Source organism: Kitasatospora sp. NPDC001132 (genome assembly GCF_053598415.1).
In genome coordinates this window covers 106,900-131,213 of record NZ_JBSFKF010000012.1, presented here as the reverse complement: position 1 = coordinate 131,213, position 24,314 = coordinate 106,900, and the positions used below count along the sequence as shown (strand labels likewise).

Annotated in this window: 21 protein-coding genes and 1 riboswitch; of the genes, 3 read left to right on the top strand and 18 right to left on the bottom strand. The window is 73.5% G+C overall.

Annotated features, from left to right (window positions below; genetic code table 11):
• Position 1: 1 nt before the first annotated feature.
• The 3 genes from efp to ACWDBE_RS18740 all read right to left on the bottom strand — a co-directional run bounded on the left by efp (position 2) and on the right by ACWDBE_RS18740 (position 3,095).
• Positions 2–565 carry an elongation factor P gene (gene efp / locus ACWDBE_RS18750; protein ID WP_449789468.1) on the bottom strand — a complete coding sequence of 188 codons (564 nt, stop codon included), beginning with the start codon at positions 563–565 and terminating at the stop codon, positions 2–4.
• Between the two features lie 76 nt (positions 566–641).
• A complete protein-coding gene (locus ACWDBE_RS18745) occupies positions 642–1,748 on the bottom strand; it encodes an aminopeptidase P family protein (RefSeq protein ID WP_449789469.1) in 1,107 nt (368 codons plus the stop codon).
• A gap of 231 nt (positions 1,749–1,979) precedes the next feature.
• The gene (locus ACWDBE_RS18740; RefSeq protein WP_449789470.1) at positions 1,980–3,095 is read right to left on the bottom strand and encodes a HoxN/HupN/NixA family nickel/cobalt transporter; all 1,116 of its coding nucleotides are present in this window, start codon (positions 3,093–3,095) and stop codon (positions 1,980–1,982) included.
• Between the two features lie 29 nt (positions 3,096–3,124).
• Positions 3,125–3,338: riboswitch (cobalamin riboswitch) on the bottom strand.
• 81 nt (positions 3,339–3,419) lie between these two features.
• Here ACWDBE_RS18740 and ACWDBE_RS18735 point away from each other — a divergent pair.
• A complete protein-coding gene (locus ACWDBE_RS18735) occupies positions 3,420–3,803 on the top strand; it encodes an ArsR/SmtB family transcription factor (RefSeq protein ID WP_449789471.1) in 384 nt (127 codons plus the stop codon).
• A 50-nt stretch (positions 3,804–3,853) separates the two neighbouring features.
• Positions 3,854–5,527 carry a hypothetical protein gene (locus ACWDBE_RS18730; protein WP_449808566.1) on the top strand — a complete coding sequence of 558 codons (1,674 nt, stop codon included), beginning with the start codon at positions 3,854–3,856 and terminating at the stop codon, positions 5,525–5,527.
• Positions 5,528–5,534: 7 nt separating this feature from the next.
• Here the strand turns inward: ACWDBE_RS18730 and ACWDBE_RS18725 are convergent, their stop codons facing one another.
• The 15 genes from ACWDBE_RS18725 to ACWDBE_RS18655 all read right to left on the bottom strand — a co-directional run bounded on the left by ACWDBE_RS18725 (position 5,535) and on the right by ACWDBE_RS18655 (position 21,862).
• Complete coding sequence (locus ACWDBE_RS18725; protein ID WP_449808565.1) at positions 5,535–7,529, bottom strand: AAA family ATPase; 1,995 nt, start codon at positions 7,527–7,529, stop codon at positions 5,535–5,537.
• 84 nt (positions 7,530–7,613) lie between these two features.
• Positions 7,614–7,940, bottom strand: a complete 327-nt coding sequence (locus ACWDBE_RS18720) for a putative quinol monooxygenase (protein WP_449789474.1) — start codon at positions 7,938–7,940, stop codon at positions 7,614–7,616.
• Between the two features lie 151 nt (positions 7,941–8,091).
• Positions 8,092–8,901, bottom strand: coding sequence for an Fpg/Nei family DNA glycosylase (locus ACWDBE_RS18715; RefSeq protein WP_449789475.1), 810 nt, complete (start codon positions 8,899–8,901; stop codon positions 8,092–8,094).
• An 80-nt stretch (positions 8,902–8,981) separates the two neighbouring features.
• Entirely contained in the window at positions 8,982–9,851 is an 870-nt protein-coding gene (locus tag ACWDBE_RS18710) for an AAA family ATPase (protein WP_449808564.1), read from the bottom strand.
• A gap of 85 nt (positions 9,852–9,936) precedes the next feature.
• A complete protein-coding gene (gene aroQ / locus ACWDBE_RS18705; RefSeq protein WP_392875774.1) occupies positions 9,937–10,365 on the bottom strand; it encodes a type II 3-dehydroquinate dehydratase in 429 nt (142 codons plus the stop codon).
• Between the two features lie 8 nt (positions 10,366–10,373).
• A complete protein-coding gene (aroB, locus tag ACWDBE_RS18700; protein ID WP_449808563.1) occupies positions 10,374–11,465 on the bottom strand; it encodes a 3-dehydroquinate synthase in 1,092 nt (363 codons plus the stop codon).
• Positions 11,458–11,979, bottom strand: a complete 522-nt coding sequence (locus ACWDBE_RS18695; protein WP_402406547.1) for a shikimate kinase — start codon at positions 11,977–11,979, stop codon at positions 11,458–11,460. The genes aroB and ACWDBE_RS18695 overlap by 8 nt, the downstream gene beginning before the upstream one ends.
• Positions 11,976–13,160, bottom strand: a complete 1,185-nt coding sequence (aroC, locus tag ACWDBE_RS18690; RefSeq protein WP_392874742.1) for a chorismate synthase — start codon at positions 13,158–13,160, stop codon at positions 11,976–11,978. Before aroC ends, ACWDBE_RS18695 begins: the two co-directional genes overlap by 4 nt.
• Before the next feature lie 200 nt (positions 13,161–13,360).
• On the bottom strand, positions 13,361–14,191 hold the full coding sequence (locus ACWDBE_RS18685; protein WP_449789478.1) for a shikimate dehydrogenase: 831 nt from the start codon (positions 14,189–14,191) through the stop codon (positions 13,361–13,363).
• A gap of 34 nt (positions 14,192–14,225) precedes the next feature.
• Entirely contained in the window at positions 14,226–16,154 is a 1,929-nt protein-coding gene (gene mltG / locus ACWDBE_RS18680; RefSeq protein WP_449808562.1) for an endolytic transglycosylase MltG, read from the bottom strand.
• Between the two features lie 187 nt (positions 16,155–16,341).
• Complete coding sequence (mltG, locus tag ACWDBE_RS18675) at positions 16,342–17,652, bottom strand: endolytic transglycosylase MltG (RefSeq protein ID WP_449808561.1); 1,311 nt, start codon at positions 17,650–17,652, stop codon at positions 16,342–16,344.
• 137 nt (positions 17,653–17,789) lie between these two features.
• Entirely contained in the window at positions 17,790–18,269 is a 480-nt protein-coding gene (gene ruvX, locus ACWDBE_RS18670) for a Holliday junction resolvase RuvX (RefSeq protein WP_392874730.1), read from the bottom strand.
• On the bottom strand, positions 18,269–20,938 hold the full coding sequence (alaS, locus tag ACWDBE_RS18665; RefSeq protein WP_449789481.1) for an alanine--tRNA ligase: 2,670 nt from the start codon (positions 20,936–20,938) through the stop codon (positions 18,269–18,271). The genes ruvX and alaS overlap by 1 nt, the downstream gene beginning before the upstream one ends.
• Positions 20,938–21,378 carry a DUF6167 family protein gene (locus ACWDBE_RS18660; protein ID WP_402406532.1) on the bottom strand — a complete coding sequence of 147 codons (441 nt, stop codon included), beginning with the start codon at positions 21,376–21,378 and terminating at the stop codon, positions 20,938–20,940. Before ACWDBE_RS18660 ends, alaS begins: the two co-directional genes overlap by 1 nt.
• A gap of 4 nt (positions 21,379–21,382) precedes the next feature.
• A complete protein-coding gene (locus tag ACWDBE_RS18655; protein ID WP_449789482.1) occupies positions 21,383–21,862 on the bottom strand; it encodes a DUF948 domain-containing protein in 480 nt (159 codons plus the stop codon).
• 219 nt (positions 21,863–22,081) lie between these two features.
• Here ACWDBE_RS18655 and ACWDBE_RS18650 point away from each other — a divergent pair, with 219 nt between their 5' ends.
• Positions 22,082–24,310: an ATP-binding protein gene (locus ACWDBE_RS18650; RefSeq protein ID WP_449808560.1), complete on the top strand. Its 2,229-nt coding sequence runs from the start codon at positions 22,082–22,084 to the stop codon at positions 24,308–24,310.
• The last annotated feature ends 4 nt before the right edge of the window (positions 24,311–24,314 follow it).

Below are 24,314 nucleotides of genomic sequence, written 5' to 3'. Positions count from 1 at the left end.
CTTACTTCACCCGGCCGAGGTAGCTGCCGTCGCGGGTGTCGACCTTGACCTTCTCGCCGGTGGTGACGAAGAGCGGGACCTGGATCTCGGCACCGGTCTCCAGGGTGGCCGGCTTGGTGCCACCGGTGGAGCGGTCGCCCTGGACGCCCGGCTCGGTGTTGGCGATGGTCAGCTCGACGGCGGCCGGGAGCTCGATGTACAGGACCGAGCCCTCGTTCTGCGCGACGAGGGCCTCGAAGCCCTCCAGCAGGTACTTGGCGGCGTCGCCGACGACCGACGGCTCGATGGTCAGCTGGTCGTAGGTGTCCATGTCCATGAACACGAAGTTCTCGCCGTCCTTGTACGAGAACTGCATGCCGCGCTTGTCGACGTTGGCGGTCTCGACCTTGGTGCCCGCGTTGAAGGTCTTGTCGACGACCTTGCCCGTCAGGACCTCCTTGAGCTTGGTACGCACGAAGGCCGGGCCCTTGCCGGGCTTGACGTGCTGGAACTCGACGACGGACCAGAGCTTGCCGCCCTCCAGCTTGAGGACCATGCCGTTCTTGAGATCGTTCGTGGAAGCCACGGGCGCACTTACTCCTGGATATAGCTGTCAAGGAACCAAGGGGTGCGTCCTGCCGCCCACGGCCCGGGGGCCGCGGTCACAGGGCGAGGAGCTCCTTGGTGGTGATGGTGAGCAGCTCGGGCCCGCCCTCTTCGAGGGGGCGCACGACGAGCGTGTCCTCGATCCGGACTCCGCCCTTGCCCGGGAGGTGGACCCCTGGGCCGACGGTGACCGGTACGCGGCTGTCCAGTTTACCCATGTCCGCCGGACCGAGTCGCGGGGCCTCCCGGATCTCCAGCCCGATGCCGTGGCCCACCGGGTGCGGGGAGGCCTCGGTGTGGCCGGCCGCCTCCAGGACCTGCCGGGCGGCCCGGTCGGGTACGCACTGCTCCACCCCTGGTCCGAGCGCCTCCCGCCCGGCCCGCTGGGCCCGGAAGACCAGCCGGTGCAGCTCCACCTGCCAGGGTGCGGGAGCGGCGCCGATCACGAAGGTGCGGGCGGTGGAGACGCCGTAGCCGCGGTACTGGGCGCCCATCACCACGGTCAGGAAGTCGCCCTCCTCCACCCGGCGGTCGGTCGGCTGGTGGGCGGCCTGGCCGGAGTGGCTGCCGGTGCCGACCGAGACCGGGAAGGCCGCCCGGTCGGCGCCGTGGTCGATCATCCGGCGCTCCAGCTCCATCGCCAGGTGCCGCTCGGTGCGGCCGACCAGGATCGACTCCAGCAGCTCGCCGAGCGCCTGGTCGGCGATCTCGGCGGCGATCCGCAGGTCGGCGATCTCGCGTTCGTCCTTGACCACCCGCAGCCGCTCCACGGTCCGGCCCAGGTCCATCAGCCGCGCCCCCTCGGTCAGGCCGCCGACCGCCCGGTGCCGGCTGACGGTCAGGTCGTGCTCCTCCACCGCCAGGCCCGCCACCCCCGAGCGCGCGGCGGCCGACGCGGCGGCCAGCGCGGTGTCCGACCCGCCCGCCACCGGCAGCCGGGTGACGTCCGGGGCGATCAGGTGCTCGCCGGTGTCGTCCGGCGGCAGGTCGTCCGGCAGTGCGAGCAGGGCCCGCTCTCTGGTCAGCAGCAGACTCGCCCCGCAGGGCGCGCAGCCCGTCAGGTACCGCACGTTCGCCGCACGGGTGATCAGCGCCGCGTCGGCCCCGGCCGCACTGCAGTGCTCCCTCACCCGCTCCCGCCGCCCCGCGTACGCATCCGCCATGCGTCGAGCCTACGAACCCCCGGCCCGAACCGCCCGCCGAGCGCCCCCGACAGAACCCCCGGTGCCCCCTGCACGCCCCCGCGCGACCGCGCCGCGCACCCCGCTCCCCGCTCCCCCACCCGGGCGCGTCGTTCGGCGCCGACCCGGTGTCCGGGAACGGGCGGGCCGCGGGCGCCTCCCCGGGTTCGGGGAGGCGCCGTTCCACGTGTTCGGAGGCCGGCGGCCGCCCGGTCACGGGCTGTCAGGCGTCCAGCGCTTCTCGACCCGGGCGAGCTTCCAGTACCCGATCGCGATCGCCCAGACGACCACGAACAGCCCGGCGATGGCGTAGCCGACGTTGTCCAGCGAGATGTCCGCGATGAACCCGGTGACCGGGTCGGTCAGGTCGAGCTTCTCGTGCAGCACCCCGACCAGCTCGATGGTGCCGATGATGAAGGCCACCGCGATCGACAGACCGGTGATGGTCAGGTTGTAGTACACCTTGCGCACCGGGTTGGCGAAGGCCCACTGGTACGCGAAGTTCATGAACGTCCCGTCCAGGGTGTCGAACAGGCTCATCCCGGCCGCGAACAGCAGCGGCAGGCAGACGATCGCGTACCACGGCAGCCCGGAGGCCGCACCCGAGCCGGCCATCACCATCAGGGTGACCTCGGTCGCGGTGTCGAAGCCCAGGCCCAGCACCATGCCGACCGGGAACATCTGCCCCGGCCGGGTGATCGAACGGGTCGCCCGGTTCAGCACCCGGGCCATGAGGCCGCGCGAGTCGAGGTGCGCCTCCAGCTCCTTCTCGTCGAACCGCCCGGCCCGCATCGAGCGGAACACCTTGAGGATGCCGAGCAGCGCCGCCAGGTTGAGCGCGCCGATCAGGTAGAGGAAGGCGCCGGAGGCCGTCGTCCCGACCACGCCCAGCCACTTGTGGGTGGGCGACTCGTCGTCCATCAGCGTGTTCGCCAGCTGCGCCCCGCCCGCCACCAGGGCGGCCATCAGCACCACCATCGAGGAGTGCCCGAGGGCGAACCAGAAGCCCACCGAGACCGGCCGCTTGCCGTCCGCCATCAGCTTGCGGGTGGTGTTGTCGATCACCGCGATGTGGTCGGCGTCGAAGGCGTGCCGCATGCCGAGGGTGTACGCGGTGATACCCAGGCCCACCCCGAAGACCTGGGTGCCGACCGCGTACCGCTCGGGTGCGACCAGGAAGATCAGCGTGCCGAAGGCCGCCACGTGCATGGCCACGATCACCGCCATCAGCCCGGCCGTACGGACGGTGTCCTCGCGCCGCCATCTGAAGGTGGGCAGCGCGGCGGGGCCGGGTCCGGTCCCGGCGGAAACGGTTTCGGGCAGGGTCATGCGGATCACGCTCCAGCACCTCGTGGAAAACCTCGTGAGCTGCCGTGGCCGGTCTCCTGGCTGACGGGAACACCCGCACCCGCCTTCCCAGGCGCACGAGGCGCCCAGTGGCTTCATGGGTGCGGACGACGCTCCTCCGTGGACGGAGGAGCGACCCGATCACAGTGGCGAGGGCCGCTCCGGGCTGGGACCCCTGAGGGTCCGTCACCGGTCTTCCCGAGCACCACGGCGGGGAACACCGTAGGGCCCCGCCCCGACCCATGCAAGGCTGCGCACCTGCGCAGGTGTCCAGGATCACAGGCCCCTGCCTGCGAGAATGTCCGCATGCATCTCGTACCGGAGGACCGCGCGGGCCACCGCACCATCGACGGACACCGGGTCTGCGAGGCCATCGCCGCGATCGGCGAGCCCGCGCACGTCCGGTCCTGGGCCGAGCGGTTCTCCCTGCTCGCGGACCCCGGCCGGCTCGCCCTGCTGCTCGCCCTCCATCGGGCCGGCCCGCTCGCCGTCAGCGATCTCGCCGTCGCCACCGGCATGCGCGACCCGGCCGTCTCCCAGGCCCTGCGGCTGCTCCGCACGGCCGGCGTGGTCACCGGCGACCGGGACGGACGAGTGGTGCGCTACCGGCTCGTGGACGAGGCCATGCGCCCCCTGCTCGACGAGTGCGCCGCCGCCGAGCACCACGAGCCCAGCGCGGCCGCGGGCTGACCCGCACTCGGAACCGCGCCGCGGCCCGACCGGATGAGTACGATCATGCTGTGCCGTCCCACCCCCACGCCTGGCCCGCCGACCGCTGGAACACCCGACCGGTCAGGGCCCGCGTGCTGGCGGTCGCCCGCACCCTCACCTCGGCCACCCGGGTCCTGGACGTCCTCACCCTGCTGAGCCCTGACGGCATCGAGCGCTACTTCACCGTCAACCCCGGCTCCGCCTTCGCCGACCGCGCCCTGGACGAGTACCTGCACGGCCTGTCCGGCTTCACCGTGCTGGACTGGGAGGACGCCGTCCGCCGCCGCTTCGACCTTGCCGTCGCCTGCGCCGTCCACTCCTCCATGCACCGCCTGGACGCCCGCCTCGTCGTCCTCCCGCACGGCGCCGGCTACAACCGCCTGGTCACCGAGTCCACCGGCGACACGGTCAGCGCCGCCGGCCTGTCCCGCAACGAACTCACCCACCGCGGACGGGTGTTCGTCGACGTCCTGGGCCTCTCCCACCCCGAGCAGCTGGACCGGCTGCGGGACTCCTGCCCCGAGGCGCTGGACGTCGCCCAGGTCGTCGGCGACCCGTGCTTCGACCGGATGCTCGGCAGCCGGCGCTCCCGCGACGGCTACCGCGCCGCGCTCGGCGCCGTCGGCGGCCGACGGCTCGTCGTCGTCAGCTCCACCTGGAGCGAACACTCGTTATTCGGCCGCCACCCCGACCTGCCCCAGCGGCTGGTCCGCCAACTGCCAGCCGACGAGTACACGGTGGCCGTCGTCCTGCACCCCAACGTGTGGAGCCGCCACGACCCCGAGGCGCTGCTCGCCGCCGCCTGCCGGATGGGCCTGCGCCTGATCCCGCCCCACCAGGGCTGGCAGGCCGCGCTCGTCGCCGCCGACTGCGTGATCGGCGACCACGGCTCGGTCACCGTCTACGGCGCCGCCCTGGACCACCGCACCCTGCTCGTCGCCACCGGCGCCGCCGAACTCGACCCGCGCTCCCCCGGCTACGCCTTCGGCCAGGCCGCGCCCGTCCTCGACCCCGACGGGGACCTCACCGCCCAGCTCGAACTGGCCCTGGCCCGGGACCCGGCCGACCTGAGCGACATCACCGACCGGTCGCTCGCCCACCGCGGCGAGTCCGCCCGCCTGCTGCGCCCACTGCTCTACTCCTTCCTGAAGGAGCTGGACGAACCCCGGGACGAACCGGCCCTGCCGCCCTACCCCAAGCCCGTCCCGCACCCCGCCGCCACCGAGGGACCCACCGCGTACGACGTCGAGGGCCGGAGCGAGGGCACCGACGTCAGCCTCCGGCGCTACCCCTTCGACCCGGACGGCCACACCCCGCGCGGCTTCCACGCCCTCACCGACGACCACCCCGGCGACGCCCTGCGCTACACCGCCGAGGTCCTCGCCCGCACCGAGGTGCACGCCGAACTCCCCGCCGCCCGCTGGCTCGCCGACACCGCCGCCGAACTCCCCGGCCTCGCCGTCGCGGTGGCCGCCCTCGGCCCGGCCCGCCACCTGCTCCGGCTGCGCACCGGCCTGCTGCTGGAAGCCCGCGCCGAACCGGACTGGAACCGCCCCGACCCGGCGATCGACCCGCTGCTGCTCGGCTCGGCCGTGGCCTGCTGGCTCGCCGAGGGCGGCGCCCCGGCCGCCCTCCCCGACCACGGGCTCACCGTCCGCACCGGCGAGCACCGCACCCGGGTGTCGTTCCGCACCGGGCCCTGAAACGCGTCTAGCCCTGCAGCTCCCGCAGCCGCGCACGGCTGCGCTCGGCCAGCTCCTCGTCGCCCCGCTCCTCGGCGAGGGAGGCGAGCAGGGTGTGGGCCTGCGCCTCCTTCGCGTACTGGCTCCGATGCCTGGCCTGCCGGGCGCAGTCCTGGGCCTGGGCGAGGGCGAGGTCCAGCTGCCCCAGCGCCCGGTGGGCCCGGGCCCGGACCAGCGGCAGCTTCATCAACATGTCGACGTCCTGCGTCCGCTCGGCCTGATCAGTGGCCCCGGCCAGCACGGTCAGCGCCTCCTCCGCGCGCCCGTCCGCGATCAGCGCCTGCGCCAGGTTGTAGCTCTGGACGATCTCGCCGTGCTCGTCGCCCCGGTTCTCCGCGAGGGCCAGGGTGAACCGCTCCACCGCGTCGCCGGGACGGCCGTCGGCCAGGCAGAGCAGACCGTCCGTCTCGTACAGCACCCCCAGCACCTGCCGGTCGGCCACCAGCGGCACCTGCTCCGTGGCGAGCGCCAACTGCTCGGCGGCGAGCCGGAATTCCTTCCGCTCGTGGTAGGCCCGGGCCAGCTGGTTGCGCATCCGGACCACGGCGGCGGGCTGGTTGTCCCACTGCGCCGACTCGACGCCGATCCGGTGGGTGGCGATCCAGTCCTGGTAGAGCTTGCGGTCGTGGTACAGCAGCCAGAGCGACTCGCAGAGCCGCCACACCTCGCCGTGCCACCCCTGCTCGGCCGCCGACTCCACCACCGCGCGGAAGTTGGCGCGCTCGGCGTACAGCCACTCCAGCGCGGCGGTGTCGGAGGGGAAGCGGGGCAGCTCGTCACCGCTCGGGTCCTGGAGGCGGAGCCGTTTCGCGGCCATCGCACGGTCGGCGACCGACGCCCGGCCCCGGTAGTACGCCACGACAGCGGCGAGGAGGGCCCCGCGGTCGGGCAGCTCCTGGGTCCGGCCGTAGGCGTGCAGCCGCACCACGTCGTGGGCCCGGTAGCGGTTCTCACCCTCGTCGTCGTCCACCACCTCGTCCAGCAAGTGGACGTCACGCAGTTCCGCGATCGCATGCTCGGCCCGCTCGACGCCGACCGCGCGCGCCAGTTCGGCGGACACGAAGGGGCCGGGGTGTACGCCGATCAGGTGATAGAGCGCCCGGCCCCGCGCCGACAGCCGCTCGTAGACCAGGTCGTAGGTCGCGCCGAGATCGCTCTCCTCGTCCTCCAGCATCGCCAACCCGCCTTCCCGGTCCTGCAGTTCGGCCACCACCCGGCCGACCGGCAGGCTGTCCCGGTCCAGCAGTTGGCTCCCGACCGCGTTCAGCGCGAGCGGCAGCCCGCCGCACAGCTCGACCAGCTCCGCCAGTTCCCCGTCGGTGCCCCGCCCGGAGCCCACCCAGCCGCGCACCAGTTCGGCGCCCGCCGTCGCACTCAGCGGCCCGAGCCGGCGCACCTCGGCACCGTCCGCCCGCAGCGCGGGCAACCGCCGTCGGCTCGCGACCACCACCAGTCCACTGGACGGGAGCAGCGCGCGGACCTCCGCGGCGTGCTCGACGTTGTCCAGGAAGAACAGGCACCGGCGCTCGGCGGTGGCGGTGCGGAACGCCGTGAACCGCTCGGCCTCCACGACCGGGGGCTCGATGCCGAGGGCACGCAGGAAGCCGGCCAGCAACCCGGGCAGGTCCACCCCGCCGTGGTGCCGGTAGGCCTTCAGGTCGGCGTAGAGGTCCCCGTCAGGGAAGTGCTCCCGGTGGTCCCTGGCGAACTTGGCGATCAGCTCGGTCTTGCCGACCCCGCCGAGGCCGGTGAACACCACGACCCCGAGCCCGTCCTCCTCGGCCCGACCCAAAGCCCGGGTCAGCGCGGCGAGTTCCGGCTCCCGGTTGACGAAGGGACCGCGTGGCGGGCGGATCTGACGCGGCCTCGGCAGCGGCTCCCGATCGTGGAAGTGCACCGATCCGATGGTCCCGGCCTGCACCACGTGGCCGCCCACCGTGGCACCCGACACGGTGTTGGACACCTCGCGCCGCTCCATCCGCCTGCTCCCTCCGACCGGCCGGGCCCCAGCCTACGGGCTGGGCACCCGACCGGAGGGAGCTTCAGGTCACCGGGGGGTGATCTCGCCCATCTCCGCCCAGCCGTCCATGCCGGGGATCTCGGTCGAGACGATCCGCGGCTTGGCGGCCACCGCGTACGACAGCTCCTCCATGGCCTTGGTGAAGTGCGCCGACTCCACGTGCGCCTTGCCCGCCTCGCCGTCGCGGAACGCCTCGACCAGGACGAACTCGTTGGGGTCGTCGACGCTGCGGGACCACTCGAAGAAGAGGTTGCCGGGCTCCTGGCGGGTGGCCTGGGTGAACTCGTCGACCAGGCTCAGCCAGTCGTCGGCGCGCTCCGGGCGGACCGGGAACTTGACCGTAATGAAGATCATGGGACTTCCTTTCGCTCCACGTTCACACGTGGCCGTACGGACAGGGCACGCGTCACGGCGCGCGCGACACCCATCGTCGCAGGTCAGCGGCGCTGCCTACGACACGGGGCGGCACGCGTCCCGGGGCAGCGCGCGTCCCGGCCGGTTCCGCTCACGCCGCCTGGCAGGTCGGGCACCAGAACAGGTTGCGGGCGGCGTGCTCCTCCGTCCGCACGTCGGTGCCGCAGACCAGGCAGGGCATGGCGGCCCGCCGGTAGACGTACACCTCGCCACCGTGGTCGTCCACCCGGGGCGCGCGGCCCATCGCCTCGGGGGTGTGCTCGGGGCGGACGGTGTCGATCCGCCCGGCGGTGGCGCCCTCCCGCATCAGGGCGACCAGGTCGGCCCAGACCGCGTCCCACTCCCGACGGGTGATCTCGCGCCCGGCCCGGTGCGGGGCGATGCCGTGGCGGAACAGCACCTCGGCCCGGTAGACGTTGCCCACTCCGGCCAGCACCTTCTGGTCCATCAGCAGCGCGGCGACGGTCGTGCGGCTGCCCGATATCCGGCGCCAGGCGGCCTCCGGGTCGGCGTCGGCGCGCAGCGGGTCGGGGCCCAGCCGGGCGGCGACGGCGGCCTTCTGCTCCTCGGTGACGAGCGCGCAGGTGTTGGGACCGCGCAGGTCGGCGTAGCCGTCCTCGTTCTCCAGCCGCAGCCGGACCAGCCCGACCGGCTCGGGCGCCGGGCCGGTGCCGAAGGTGAAGCCGCCGTAGAGGCCGAGGTGGACGTGCACCCAGGCGCCCTCCTCGAAGCCGAGGAAGAGGTGCTTGCCGGTGGCCTCCGTCGCGGTGAGCAGCTGCCCGTCGATCACCTTGGCCTCGTCGGCGAACCGGCCCTGAGGGCTGGAGACCCGCACCGGGCGGCCGCCGAAGGCCTTCCGGTTCTCGGCGGCCAGGCGGTGGATGATGTGGCCTTCGGGCACGGGCGTCAGCTCCTCCGGGTGCTGCGGCTGGACCCGTCCATCATCGCAGCCGGGTCCGACAGGCCCCGCCGCGCCGCAGGTCAGCGGACCGGGACGCCCATCAGCCGGGCCAGGATGACGCGGTCCAGCTCGGCGGCCGTCCCGGCGACGTCCAGGTAGGAGTTGTCGATGATCGGCAGCCCGGAGTTGTACCAGCCGGCCATCCGCCCGTGGATGCGGGCCACCTCCTCGTCCCCGAGCCGGCGGTTGCCGCTGCGCCGGGCGTTGCGGTGCAGCACCGAGTCCAGGCTGGGCAGGAGCACGACCGGGATCATGCCGGGGCCGATGTGCCGCTTCCAGCCGCCGAGGCCGATCGCCGGGCGGTCCGGGAAGACGGCGTCGTCGATGATGCAGGAGATGCCGTTGGCCAGGTAGTTGCGGCAGGCAAAGCCGCAGGTGCGGCGGGCCAGCCGGTACTGCGCCTCGGAGGCGTCGTTCCAACCGGACTGCGGGTTGGCGAAGCCGGACTGCACCCACTCGCGGACGTCGTCCAGGCTGATGTGCGCGGTCGGTCCCGCCCGCCGCTCGGCCCAGTGGCGGGCGACGGTGGTCTTGCCGGCTCCGGCCGGTCCGATCAGCAGGACGGCGATCGGACCGCTGGGCGCGTGCTGCTGCGGCGGATGGGCGGGCAGTTGGACGGGTGCGCCGGACGGCAGCACGAAGTGCCCGGTGCCGCCGGCGGGCACCGGCGCGGTCGGTGCCGGTGCGGCCACGGGGGCCGGAGCCGGATGGGCGGCGGGCCCGGGAGCGGCGGGGGCCGTGGGCGCCGGGTGGACCGGCGGCACGGACGGCGGGGAGAGCGGCGCCCCCGACGACGTCCCCGACGACACCGCCCGTGCACCGCCCCCCGGCGGCACCGGCGGAGCCACGGGACGCGGCGGGACCTGCCCGCCTCCGGTGTACTGCGTCACGACACCTCCCCACACCTCTCAGCGTGGACACTACACGGCGGCCCGGCGGCGGGCACAGTCCGCCGTCGGGCCACCGCCCTTGCCCTCAGCGGGTGGTGAGCCGTTCGGCCAGCGCGCGCAGCGCGAGCTCGTACGAGCCGAGGCCGAATCCGGCGATGGTGCCGGAGGCCACCGCGGCGATCACCGATGTGTGCCGGAAGGTCTCCCGGGCGTACGGGTTGGAGATGTGCACCTCGATCAGCGGCGCGGTGCGCTGGGCCGCGGCGTCCCGCATCGCGTACGAGTAGTGGGTGAACGCGCCGGGGTTGATCACCACCGGCACCTGCCCGTCGGCGGCCTCGTGCAGCCACTGCACCATCTGCTGCTCGGAGTTGGTCTCGTGGACCTCGACCTCGAAGCCGAACTCCTTGCCCAGCTCGGTGCAGCGCTCGACCAGGCCGGCGTACGAGGTGGCGCCGTAGACGTCCGGCTCGCGGCTGCCCAGCCGGCCCAGGTTGGGGCCGTTGAGGACCATCACCCTGGTCACGCCGAGACCTCCGCGTACGCGGCGACCAGCAGCGACGGGTCGGGGCCCTCCAGCACGGAGGTCTTGCCCAGGCCGTCCAGCACGATGAAGCGGATCAGGTCGCCGCGCGACTTCTTGTCGATCTTCATCGCGTCCAGCAGCTTCGGCCAGGCGTCCGCCCGGTAGCTCAGCGGCAGGCCGACCGAGGCCAGCACGGTGCGGTGCCGGTCCGCCGTCTCGTCGTCCAACCGCCCGGCCAGACGGCCGAGTTCGGCGGCGAAGACCATGCCGATGGAGATCGCCGCGCCGTGCCGCCACTTGTAGCGCTCGTTGCGCTCGATGGCGTGGCCCAGGGTGTGGCCGTAGTTGAGGATCTCCCGGCGCCCGGACTCCTTGAGGTCCCCGGAGACCACGTCGGCCTTGACCTGGACGGCCCGGCGGATCAGCTCGACGGTGTGCGGCCCGGCCGGCGTCTTCGCGCCCTCCGGGTCGGCCTCGATCAGGTCGAGGATCACCGGGTCGGCGATGAAGCCGCACTTGATGACCTCGGCCAGGCCGGAGACGTAGTCGTGCCGGGGCACGGTCTCCAGCGTGGCGAGGTCGGCCAGCACGCCCACCGGCGGGTGGAACGCGCCGACCATGTTCTTGCCCTCGGCGATGTTGATGCCGGTCTTGCCGCCGACCGCCGCGTCGACCATGCCGAGCAGCGTGGTGGGCATAGAGATCCAGCGCACCCCGCGCAGCCAGGTCGCCGCGACGAACCCGGCCAGGTCGGTGGTCGCGCCACCGCCCAGTCCGACGATCACATCGCTGCGGGTGAACCCGGTCTGCCCCAGCACCGACCAGCAGTACGCGGCGACCTCGGCGCTCTTCGCCTCCTCGGCGTTCGGCACCTGCAGCACGATGGCCTCGTAGCCCTCGCTGGCCAGGTCCTCACGGATCGCGTCCGCCGTGGCGGCCAGCGCCTCCGGGTGGATCACCGCCACCCGCTTCGCCCGGGTACCGACCAGCGGCGCCAGCTCACCCAGCAGCTGGTGCCCGATCAGCACCTCGTACGCGTCATGGCCGGCACCGGCGCCGACGTTGATCCTGACGGTCGTGTCACTCATGGGGGGTCTTCAGCTCCAGTGCTTCCAGTACGGCGTCCGCGACCTGCTCCGGGCTGCGCCCGGCGGTGTCGACGACGGCGGTGGCCACCTCCAGGTAGAGGGGGCGGCGGGCCTCCATCAGCTCACGCCAGCGGGCCCGCGGGTTGACGGCCAGCAGCGGGCGCGGGGCGTCCAGGCCGACCCGCTTGACCGCGTCGGCGAGCGGGACCTCCAGGAAGGCCACCGGCAGCCCGTGCAGCAGCGCGCGGGTGGCCTCGGCCATCACCGCGCCGCCGCCCAGCGCCAGCACCCCGTCGTGTCCCTCGGCGGCCGCGCGCACGGCCTGCGCCTCCAGCGCGCGGAAGTGCGGCTCGCCCTCGTCGACGAAGATCTCCGGGATCGGCTTGCCGGCCGTCGCCTCGATGTCGGCGTCGGTGTCCCGGAAGCCCACGCCCAGGCGCTCGGCCAGCACCCGCCCGACAGTGGACTTGCCGCTGCCGGGCGGGCCGACCAGCACCACCAGGGGTGTGGTCATCGGACGATCAGGTGGTCGAGGTAGCCCTGCACGTTGCGGCGGGTCTCGGAGACGTTGTCGCCGCCGAACTTCTCGCTGACCGCGTCCGCCAGCACCAGCGCGACCATCGCCTCGGCGACGATGCCCGCGGCCGGCACCGCGCAGACGTCCGAGCGCTGGTGGTGCGCCTTGGCCGGCTCGCCGGTGCGCACGTCCAGGGTCTGCAGCGCCCGCGGCACGGTCGCGATCGGCTTCATCGCGGCGCGCACCCGCAGCACCTCGCCGGTGCTCAGGCCGCCCTCGGTGCCGCCGGAGCGGCCGGAGGTGCGCTTGACGCCCTCGGCGGTCGGGACGATCTCGTCGTGCGCCTGGGAGCCCGGGACCCGGGCCAGCTCGAAGCCGTCGCCGACCTCGACGCCCTTGATCGCCTGGATGCCCATCAGCGCGGCGGCCAGCCGCGCGTCCAGCCGGCGGTCCCAGTGCACGTGCGAGCCGAGGCCCACCGGCACGCCGTACGCCAGCACCTCGACCACGCCGCCCAGGGTGTCGCCGTCCTTGTGGGCCTGGTCGATCTCCGCGACCATCGCCTTCGAGGCGTCCTCGTCCAGGCAGCGCACCGGGTCGGCGTCCAGCCGGGCCTCGTCCGAGGGCAGCGGCACCACGCCGGCCGGCGCCTTGGCGGCGGCCAGCTCGACCACGTGGCTGACGATCTCGATCCCGGCCACCTCGCGCAGGTAGGCGCGGGCGACGGCGCCCAGCGCGACCCGGGCGGCCGTCTCACGGGCGCTGGCGCGCTCCAGGATCGGCCGGGCCTCGTCGATCGAGTACTTCTGCATGCCGGCCAGGTCGGCGTGGCCGGGCCGGGGGCGGGTGAGCGCCTCGTTGCGGGCCAGGCCCGCCAGCACCTCGGGGTCGACCGGGTCGGCCGACATGACCTGCTCCCACTTCGGCCACTCGGTGTTGCCGACCATGATCGCGACCGGGCTGCCCATGGTCAGACCGTGCCGGACGCCGCCGAGGAAGGTCACCTCGTCCTGCTCGAACTTCATCCGCGCCCCGCGGCCGTAACCGAGCCGGCGGCGCGCCAGCGCGTCGGCCACCACGTCGGTGGTGACCGGTACACCGGCGGGCAGGCCTTCCAGCGTCGCGACGAGTGCGGGACCGTGCGACTCCCCCGCCGTCAGCCAGCGCAACGTACCCAACGGAGCTCCTTCATCAGCGGACCGGACCTCGGCACCGCCGGGGCCCGCCCCGGGCGTGCCTTGTCCCTGAATCCTTTCATGCCCCAGCAGCACCCGGCGGCACAGTCCGCGTGACGGACAGCAACCGGCCACCATCCGGCCGGAACGCCCTCCCGGAACCCGCCGAAGGTCCGGACGGTCCGCGGGGCCCGCCCCCGGGCTCAGTGACCGGCGAGCGCCTTCTCCCCCGCCGCGCGCATCGCCGCCAGCGGCCCGGGCGTCCGCCCGGTGAAGGCCTCGCTCTGCAGCACGGCCTGGTGCACCAGCAGGTCCAGCCCGCCCAGGACGGTCGCCCCGCGCGCGGCGCAGGCCGCGGCCAGGGCCGTCGGCCACGGGTGGTACAGCACGTCGAAGAGCGCGCCCGGCTCGGCGGGCAGCGCCCCGGCGAACGCGTCGGTCGCGCCGACCGGCGTGGTGGAGACGGTCAGCGGCCGGGCCAGCGCCTCGGCGCCGCGCTCCCAGTCGGCGGTGCGGACGGCCACGCCGAGCCGGTCGCCCAGCACGGCCATCTCCCGGGCCCGCTCGGCACCGCGCACGTAGACCGTCACCTCGCCGGTGCAGATCTGGGCGAGCGCGGCCAGCGCCGAGGAGGCGGTGGCCCCGGCACCCAGGACGGCCGCCTCCGGCACCTCGGCGATCCCGCGCTCGCGCAGCGCGTTGACCAGCCCGGGGACGTCGGTGTTGTCCCCGGTGCGCCGACCGTCGGCGGTGAACACCACGGTGTTCACCGCGTCCACCGAGCGGGCCGTCGCGCTGACCTCGTCGAGCAGCGGGATGATCGCCCGCTTCAGCGGCATGGTCAGCGACAGACCGGCCCACTCGGCCTCGTCCAGCGCCGCGACGAACCCGGGCAGCGCGGCCTCGTCGACCTCGAAGCGGTCGTAGCGCCAGCCGTCCAGCCCGAGCGCCGCGAAGGCCGCCCGGTGCAGGTCCGGCGAGAGCGAGTGGGCGATCGGCGAGCCGAGTACGGCCGCCCGGTGCTTGCTGGTCAACGCTGCCTCTCCGCGAACTGTCGTACGGCCGTGGCTACTTCTTGGTGGTGCAGTGGCCGCGCGCCTCGTCGAAGCTCTGCCCGGCCGCCTGGCAGTACTCCTTGACGTTGGCGTAGTGCTCCTTGCTCGTCTCGGCGAACCGGGTGTCGGTCGGGGACATCGCGATGAAGTACAGCCACTTCCCGTCCGCCGGGTGCAGCACCGCGCTGAGCGCTTCGTCGCCGGGGTTGGAGATCGGCCCGGGCGGCAGGCCCGGGTTGATGTAGGTGTTGTACTTGTTGGCCGCGTCGTCCATGTCCTTCTTGTCGAGCTCCTTGCGGTTCAGCGAGTACTGGAGCGTGGTGTCCATGCCGAGCCGGTGGTTGATCTCGCCGCCGGCGGCCAGCCGGTTCTGGATGGTCTTGGCCATCTTGGCGAAGTCCCCCGGGTTGTTGCCCTCGCGCTGGAGGATGCTCGCCTCGATGAGCACCTCGTAGCCGGTCTTCAGGCCCACCGAGGCGGCCTGGGCGTCCAGGCCCGCGTACTTCTCGGTGGCGTTCTTCACCATCTGCTTGAGCAGGTCCTCGGGCTTCATGCCCTCGGAGACGTTGTAGCGGGTCGGCCAGAGGAAGCCCTCGATGTTGCCGTTCGCGTACGGCGGCAGGCCGAGGTCGTTGACCTGGGCCTTGGCGACGCCCGCCGTGGTGCCCGGCTGCAGCTTCAGCTTGGTGTCGATGAGGGTGTAGATCTCGGTGGAGTTCTTGCCCTCGGGGACGACGATCGCCGCGCCGCCCGCCTGGGCGAGCAGTTCCTTGAGCGCGGCGGCGGCCGGCATCTCCTTCTTCAGCTGGTAGTAGCCGTACTGGACGGTGTTGCACTTGGGCTCGGCCTTGCACGCCTCGCTGTACGCGTCGACGCTCTTGACCACGCCGGCGTTCTTCAGCACCAGGCCGATCTGCCCGGCGACCGCGCCCTTCTTGACCTCGATCTGGACGGAGCCGGTGCCCTCGCCGGTGAAGTCCGGCGCCGGGCCGAAGTGGTCCTGGTAGAAGCCGTAGCCCCACCAGCCGGCCCCGCCCATGGCGCCGAGCAGCACCAGGGCGACCAGCAGGCAGGCGCCGCCGTTGCGGCGGCCCGACTTCTTGCCCTTCTCCTTGCGCTTCTTCTGGGCCTCGCGGGAGTCGTCCTGCTCCCCGAGGAAGCCGGCCTCCGCGGCCTCGGCGTGCTCGTCGGGGTAGCCGGCGTCCTCGTGGCGGCCGTCCTCGTGGCCGTCCCGCTCGTCCGTGCCGCCCTCGTGCGCGGCGCCGACCGGATCGGCGCCGGCTTCCAGCGCGGCGGCCTCGGCCTCCCAGTCGATCCCGTCCGGGCCGGGGCCGGAGGCCGGCGCGGGCTCCGGGGCGGGCTGCTGCCTGGCCCGACGGCGCGGCGCCTGCGGCTGCTGGGACGGCTGCTGCTGCGGGACCTGTTGCTGGGGCGACGGCTCCTGCTGGACCTGCTGCTGGGGGAACTGCTGCTGGGGCGCCTGCTGACCACCGGGGAAGCCCTGCTGCGGGTAGCCCTGCTGCGGCATCTGCTGCTGGGGCTGGGGCGCCTGCTGCTGCGGGTAACCCTGCTGCATCGGCTGCTGCGGCTGCTGCATCGGCTGCGCGTACCCCTGCTGGGGGTAGCCCTGCTGCGCCATCTGCTGCGGATAGCCCTGCTGACCGCCCGGGTAGCCCTGCTGCGGCATCTGCTGCTGGGGCATCTGCTGCTGGTAGCCCTGCTGCGCCATCATCTGCTGCTGCGTCTGCGGCGTCATCTGCTGCTGCGCGTACCCCTGCTGCACGTCCCCGTACGGCTGCTGGACCGGCTGGCCCTGCTGCGGGTACTGCTGCTGCCACTGGCCGTCCTGCTGGCCGGGGACCGGCTGCCGGCCGTCGTACCCGGGATCACCGGGGTGCCACGGCTCGCCCTGGGGGTTGTAGCCCCCACCCAGATCGGTCATCGATCCCCTTAACCGACGGTGACGACCGGAGGATCGAACCGGCCGTCCGGGACGACGCCGTCCCGGCTGAATCTCGAACCGGCGTGCTAGCGCAGCGCCTGGAGGGAGACGTTACCGTACCGCAGCCTTACCCCCGCCGGGCGCCCGCGCCGTCGGTGGACGATCTCACCGGCGGCGCACAGCTCCGTCACGGCGTCCCCCCACCGGCGCCGGAGGGCGCCCCGGCTCCGCCCGCGGTCCCCGGCCCCGAGGCCGCCGGGGAGTCCGGGCCGGCAGGCGTGCCCGAGGCCGGGGCGCCCGAGGCCGGGGCGCCCGAGGCCGGGGCGCTCGACTTGGCCGTCGCCCGGTTGGCGTTGAACTCCGCCACGTTGCGTTGCTGCACGTCGAAACTGTCGGTGAAGCGGGTGTCCCCCGGCTTCACGGTGACGAAGTACAGCCAGTCCCCCGGCGTCGGGTCCAGCGCTGCCATGATCGCCTGCCGCCCGGGGTTGGAGATCGGGCTCGGCGGCAGCCCGGGGTGCAGGTAGGTGTTGTACGGGGAGTCCAGCCTGGTGTCGGTCACCGAGGTGTTCAGGGTCGAACGGCCGAGCGCGTAGTTGATGGTGGAGTCCAACTGCAGGGGCATGCCCCTGGCCAGCCGGTTGTAGATCACCCGGGCCACCTTGCCCATGTCCTCGGTGTTGTCGGCCTCGCCCTGGACCAGGCTGGCCACGGTGACCAGCCCGTACACGCTCTGCCCCAGGTTCTGGGCGACCACGGTGGAGTCGTCCCGGCTGAACTCCTTGCCGGCCCGCTCCACCATCTGCTTCAGCAGGTCGATGGCGGTGGTGCCCTCGGTGACGCTGTACGTCGCCGGGAACAGGTAGCCCTCCGGGCTGCCGTTGGTGAAGTCCGGCAGGCCGAGTTCGGCGCCCTGCTCCTGGGCGGTCCGCTGGGCGGTGCCCGGGGGCAGGTTCAGCTTCTTGTCGATGGCCTCGTAGATCTGGTAGCCGCGCCAACCCTCGGGAATGGTCAGGCCGTTGGCGTTGGCCGGGTCGATCAGGACCGCCAGCGCCGCCGCGGCCGACATCTTCAGCTTCAGTGTGTACGTCCCCGGCTGGATCCGCCCGGCCGCGGCCGCGCTGCCCTTCGCGGCCCGGGTGAAGGCGAGCGAGCTGGCCACCACCCCGTTGCGGACCAGCGCGGACGCGATCTGCGACAGGCCCGCGCCCTCCGGCACCGAGACCTGCACGCTGCCGGTGCCCTGCCCGGCGAAGTCGGCGGCGGCCGGGGGCCTGCGCTGCGCCTGGACCCAGGTGTACCCGGTCAGCCCGATCCCACCGAACACCGCGATCAGCGCGAAGGCGGTGAGCCCGCAGGCCAGTCCGTCGCGCCGACGGTGCGGATCCGGCGCATCGAAGCGCGGACGGGGCGCACCCGGCGGGCGACCCTCCGGCTCCAGCACCGGCGCACCCAGGTGCCCGGGGGTGAGCCCTGGGTGGAAGTCCTGGTCGGTCATGACTCGCGCCCCTTCGGCGGTCCCGAACCGGTCCGGATCGATGCGGACCGATCCGGACCGGACAGGGAAACGAACGAGAAGGGGCCCGTGCGGACGCGTCCGCACGGGCCCCTCGACGGGACGTTAGACCAGGCCGGTCAGCCGACCGCCTCGACGCTCTCACCGGGCGGGCGTCCGCTCACCCGTTCGGACTCAAGGGCGGTCTGGAGGATCACCACCGCGGCGGCCTGGTCGACCACCGAGCGGCCCTTCTTCGCCTTGACCCCGGACGCGCGCAGCCCGTGGGTCGCGGTGACGGTCGACATCCGCTCGTCCACCAGCCGCACCGGCACCGGGTAGACCCGGTTGGCCAGCCGGGCCGCGTACGCCCGGACCTTCTCCGCCGCCGGGCCCTCCTTGCCGCTGAGCGAGCGCGGCAGGCCGACGATCACTTCCATCGCGCCGTACTCGTCGACGATGGCGGCGATCCTGGCCTGCGACTTCACCCCGGCCGGGACGGTCTCCACGGGCGTGGCGAGCACCCCGTCGGGGTCGCAGGACGCGACCCCGATCCGGGCGTCCCCGACGTCGACGGCGATCCGCCGCCCACGCCGGAAGGGCCTCTCCTCCTGCTCCATCAGCTGGCGCGCTCCGCGACCAGACCGCGCACCGCGGCGATGGCCTCGCCGACCGCGGCCGGGTTGGAGCCGCCGCCCTGGGCGACGTCGTCCTTGCCGCCACCGCCGCCGCCGAGGGTCTTGGCGGCGGTGCGGACCAGCTCGCCGGCCTTGATGCCGCGGCCGCGGGCGTCCTCGTTGGTGGCGATCACGGTCAGCGGGCGGTCGTTCGCCACGGTGAAGGCGGCGACCACGGCCGGGCGCGAGCCCAGGCGGCCGCGCACGTCCAGGACCAGCTTGCGCAGCTCGTCCGCGCCCACGCCGTCGGCGACCTGAGCGGCGACCACGGCGATGCCGTGCACGTCCTCGGCCGAGTCGGCCAGGCCCGCCGCGGCGGCCAGCACCTTCTCGGCGCGGAAGCGCTCGATCTCCTTCTCGGCGTCCTTGAGCTTGGCGAGCATGCCCGAGATCTTCTCCGGCAGCTCCTCCGGGCGGCCCTTGACCAGCTCGGTGAGCTGGGAGACCACGGTGTGCTCACGGGCCAGGAAGCGGTACGCGTCGGAGCCGACCAGCGCCTCGACGCGGCGCACGCCGGAGCCGATCGAGGACTCGCCGAGCAGCTTCACCAGGCCCAGCTGGGCGGTGTTGCCGACGTGGGTGCCACCGCACAGCTCCTTGGAGAAGTCGCCGATGGTGACGACCCGGACCTCGTCGCCGTACTTCTCGCCGAACATCGCGATGGCGCCGGCCTTGCGGGCCTGGTCCATCGTCATGACCTCGGCGGTGACCTCCAGCTCGCGGCCCAGCACGTCGTTGATCTTCTGCTCGACGTCGACCAGCACGCTGCCGGGGACGGCGGCGGGCGAGCCGAAGTCGAAGCGGAAGCGGCCGGGGGCGTTCTCGGAGCCGGCCTGGGCGGCCGTCGGGCCGAGCGCGTCGCGCAGCGCCTGGTGGGTCAGGTGGGTGGCCGAGTGGGCGCGGGCGATCGCCCGGCGGCGCTCGGTGTCGATCGTGGCGTACGCCGAGGCGCCCAGCACGACCTCGCCGAACAGCACCCCGCCGGAGTGCACGATGACGCCCGGCACGGGCTGCTGCACGTCGCGGATCTCCACCACCGCGCCGGACTCCAGCCGGATCCGGCCCTGGTCGGCGAGCTGGCCGCCGCCCTCGGCGTAGAACGGGGTGCGGTCGAGGATGATCTCGACCTCGTCGCCCTCGGAGGCGGCCGGCGAGGGAACGCCGTCCACCAGCAGGCCGACCACGGTGGCCTCGCCCTCGGTGAGGGCGTAGCCGGTGAAGACGCTGGCACCGGACTTGTCGGCGACCTCGCGGTACGCGGCGACGTCGGCGTGGCCCATCTTCTTGGCCTTGGCGTCCGCCTTGGCGCGGTCCCGCTGCTCCTGCATCAGGCGGCGGAAGCCGGCCTCGTCCACCTGGAGGCCCTGCTCCTCGGCCATCTCCAGGGTGAGGTCGATCGGGAAGCCGTAGGTGTCGTGCAGCTTGAACGCCTGCTCGCCGGAGAGCACCGCGCCGCCGGACTGCTTGGTCTCGGTGACCGCGACGTCCAGGAGGTTGGTGCCGGCCTTCAGGGTCTGGAGGAAGGCGGCCTCCTCGCCGACGACGACCGTCTCGATGCGCTTGCGGTCGGCCTCCAGCTCGGGGTACTGCGGGGCCATCGCCTTGATCGCGACGTCGATGAGCTCCTTGGCCACCGGCTCGGTGGCGCCCAGCAGGCGCATGTTGCGGATGGCGCGGCGCAGGATGCGGCGCAGCACGTAGCCGCGGCCCTCATTGCCCGGGGTGACGCCGTCGCCGACCAGCATCAGCGCGGTGCGGATGTGGTCGGTGACCACGCGCAGCGAGACGTCCGACTTGTGGTCGGCGCCGTAGCTGTGGCCGGTGAGCTCGGCGGCGCGATCGAGGATCATCCGGCTGGTGTCGATCTCGAAGAGGTTGTCGACACCCTGCAGGACGGCGGCGAGGCGCTCCAGGCCGAGGCCGGTGTCGATGTTCCTGCTCGGCAGGTCGCCGAGGATCTCGAAGCCGTCCTTCCCGTCGCCGTGGCCGCGCTCGTACTGCATGAAGACCAGGTTCCAGATCTCCAGGTAGCGCTCGCCGTTGACGGCCGGGCCGCCCTCCTCGCCGTACGCGGGGCCGCGGTCGTAGTTGATCTCCGAGCACGGGCCGCACGGGCCGGGGACGCCCATCGACCAGAAGTTGTCCTTCATGCCCAGGCGCTGGATTCGCTCGGAGGGCACGCCGATGACGTCACGCCAGATCTGCTCGGCCTCGTCGTCGTCCTTGTAGACGGTGATCCAGAGCTTCTCCTTCTCCAGGCCGTAGCCACCGTCCGCGACGGGGCTGGTGAGCAGCTCCCACGCGAACTTGATGGCTCCTTCCTTGAAGTAGTCGCCGAAGGAGAAGTTGCCGCACATCTGGAAGAAGGAGCCGTGCCGGGTGGTCTTCCCGACCTCCTCGATGTCCAGGGTGCGCACGCACTTCTGGACGCTGGTGGCGCGCGAGAACTGCGGCTTGACCTCGCCCAGGAAGTAGGGCTTGAACGGCACCATGCCGGCGTTGACGAGCAGCAGGGTGGGGTCGTCGGCGACCAGGGACGCCGACGGAACGACGGTGTGGCCGCGCTCCTCGAAGAAGCGCAGCCAGCGGCGGCGGATCTCAGCCGACTCCATTATTGGTCCTTCCGGTTCGGGGTGCCGCCCCGCGGCGGCAGGGCACGGCGGGGCGTTTCTTCAGTGGTCTGGGGGGTGGTACGGGCGCCGTCGGGTACGGAACGGGCGCGGGACGGAGGCAGGGCGGCGGCCGGGCTACCGGGCGCCGCCGAGATAGCTCGGTACTGCGGCTCCCCGCGCAGGACCCGGCGGGCCCCGCGGGGCTCCGCCACGGCGGTGCCGTGCAGCCCGAGGTCGTCCTTCAGCTGCTCCTCGCGCTCGGCCATTCCGGCCCTCACGTCCTGGGCGAACTGCTTGGCCAGGTCCCCCAGGTGCAGCGCACCGCGCGCGGCGGTGCCGGAGAGGCTGTCCGGGGTGAGCCGCTGCGCGGCCTCGTTGGCCTTCTTCATGGCCCAGACGGTGGCGCCGGCGCCGACCGCCATCCAGAAGACGCGTCCCATGCCGTCAGCCCCTCACCGCACGCCGGACCCGGGAGAGCAGGCCGGTCCTGGGCGCGGTCGCGGCGCGCACCTCGGCCCGGATCAGCCGGGCCAGCTCCTCGCGCTCGCCGACCTGCGACGGCACCGGCGGCAGACCGCCCTGCTGCCGCGCGACGGCCTTGCGCACGCCGTAGCTGAACGCCGCGACCTTGACCAGCGGTCCGCCCAGGGTGGCGGCCACGGTGGAGGAGAGCGCGTTGGCGTTGGCGGCGGCGTCCTGCACGTTGGCGGTGATCTCGTCCACCCGCTCCAGCTGCTGGTTGGCGCTGCGCACGGCGGTGCCCGCGTCGGTCAGCAGCGGGACGGCCTGTTCGGTCACCGCGGAGACCAGGACGGCGGCCTCCTTGAGCACCCGGGAGAGGCGGACCAGCACCACGGCGAGCAGGGTGACCAGGACCGCCCAGAACACGGCGACGAGCAATCCGGCCAGCTCTCCCACGGACACCTTGCGCGCTCCCTCGCCTTGCAGTTCTTCAGACGGAACCCTATCGCGCCCACGCCTGATTCCCGGACCGGGTTCTCTCCCCGGCGATCCGGTCGGATGTGCGATCCGCGCGCGTAACCTACCGGCCGGTCACCTCGTTCTGCCTGGCAGGCCGTCGCCCGTACGGCCCTACGCGCGTCCGGACCCCGGCGGTCCGGCCTGGAGCACGGGGAGCAGCCTTTGGCCGGGGACCGGAGAGCACAGCCCTGGGAGCCCGCGGCGGGACCGCACGGTCCTGAGCCCGGCCGGCTGCCGGCCGAGGTGACGGCCTTCGTCGGGCGGCAGGACGAACTGGCCGAGCTGACCGGCCTGCTGGCCTCGGCCCGGCTGGTGACCGTCACCGGTCCCGGCGGCGTGGGCAAGAGCCGGCTGGCGCTGCGCGCGGCGGCGCGGGCGGCCGGCGCGTTCCCGGACGGCACCTGGCTGGTGGACGTGGCCCCGGTGCAGGACGGGCTGCTGCTCGGCGACGCCGTCCTGGAGGCGCTGCGGTTCGCCGGCGGCACCGCCCGTCCGCCGCTGGACGTCCTGACCGAGCGGCTGGCCGGCCGGCGCCTGCTGCTGGTGCTGGACGGCTGCGAGCACCTGGTGGAGGCCTGCGCCGACCTGGCCGACGCGCTGCTGCGGGCGCTGCCCGGCCTGCGGCTGCTGACCACCAGCCGCACCGCCCTGCGGGCCTCGGGCGAGCACCTGCTCGCCCTCGCGCCGCTGCCGGTCGACCTCGCGCCGCCCGGCCCGGTGCGGCCGGGCGCGCTGCCGGACGCGGTCCGGCTGTTCGCCGACCGGGCCCGGGCGGTGCTGCCGTCCTTCGAGGTGACGGAGGCCAACGCGGAGGCGGTCGCGCTGCTCTGCCGCCGGCTGGACGGCCTGCCGCTGGCCGTGGAGCTGGCCGCCGGGCGGCTGCGCGCGCTGTCCGTGGAGCAGGTCACCGCCCGACTGGACGACCGCTTCCGGCTGCTCACCGGCGGCTCCCGGACGGCCCTGCCCCGGCACCGGGCGCTGCGCACGACGATCGGCTGGAGCCATGAGCTGTGCACTGTGCAGGAACGTTTACTCTGGGCCCGCCTCTCGGTCTTCGTCGGCGGCTTCGACCTGGAGGCCGCCGAGTACGTCTGCGCCGGCGAGGGCATCGAGGCCGAGGAGGTGCTCGACCTCCTGGACGGGCTGGTCGCCAAGTCCGTCGTCCTGAGCGGGGACAGCGCCTTCGGCGTGCGCTTCCGGCTGCTGGACTCCCTGCGCGAGTACGGCGGCCAGTGGCTGCGCGCCGCCGGCGAGGAGCAGCGGCTGCTGCGCCGCCACCGCGACTGGTACCTGGGCGTCGCCACCTGGGGCGAGGCCGAGTGGTTCGGCCCCCGGCAGGCGGAGACCGCCGAGCGCACCGCGCTCGCCCACGCCAACCTCCGCGCGGCGCTGGAGTACTGCCTCGGCGAGCCCGGCGAGGAGCAGATCGCCCTGCTGCTGGCCGCCACGCTCTGGTTCTACTGGGTCGGCTGCGGCCACCTCGACGAGGGCCGGCACTGGCTGGACCGCGCGCTCGCCCTGGACCGCGAGCCGACCGAGGTCCGGGCGAAGGCGCTCTGGGTCACCGGTCACCTGGCCGTCCTCCAGGGCGACCTCGGCTTCGCCCGACCGGCACTGGAGGACTGCCGCCGCCAGGCGCTGAACACCGGCGACGACCGGGCCCTGGCCTACGCCGTCCACCGCCAGGGCTGTGTCGCGCTGGTCGGCGACGACCCCGACCGGGCCGCCGAGCTGTTCGAGGAGGCGCTCTGGCACTACCGGACCATCGGCGAGCTCAACAGCAACGTGGTGATGGCCATGCTGGAACTGGGCCTGGCCTACCTGTTCCAGGGCGACCCGGACAGCGGAGAGCTCTGGTTCCGCCAGGCCCGCGAGCTGTGCGAGGAGCACGGCGAGCAGTGGGCCTACGGGTACGTGCACTACGCGATGGCGTACTCGCACTGGCTGGACGGCGCCGTCCAGCCCGCCCGGACGCTGGCCCGGGAGTGCGTACGGCTGCACCACCTCTTCCACGACCTGCTCGGCCTCGCGCTGGGCGTCGACCTGCTGGCGCTGCTGGAGACGGAGCCGGGCAGACCGGGCGAGCCGGGTGACCTGCGCGAGGCCCGGGTGCTGCAGGGAGCCGCGCACCGGCTCTGGCGCACGGTCGGCAACCCGTTCCTGGGCTCGCGGAGCTTCTTCGGCCCGCACCAGGAGTGCGCGGAGCGGGCCCTGGCCGGGCTGACCGCCCAGGAGTACGAGGACTGCTACGAGGCCGGCACCCTGCTGGACCCGGACGCGGCGGTCGTCCGGGCGCTCGGCGGCGGGGGCTCGGCGCCGGCCCGGGGGCCGGCCCCGGGCCCCCGCTCGGCGCTGCCCGCGTCGGCGCCCTCACCGGCGCGGAATAGTTGAAACT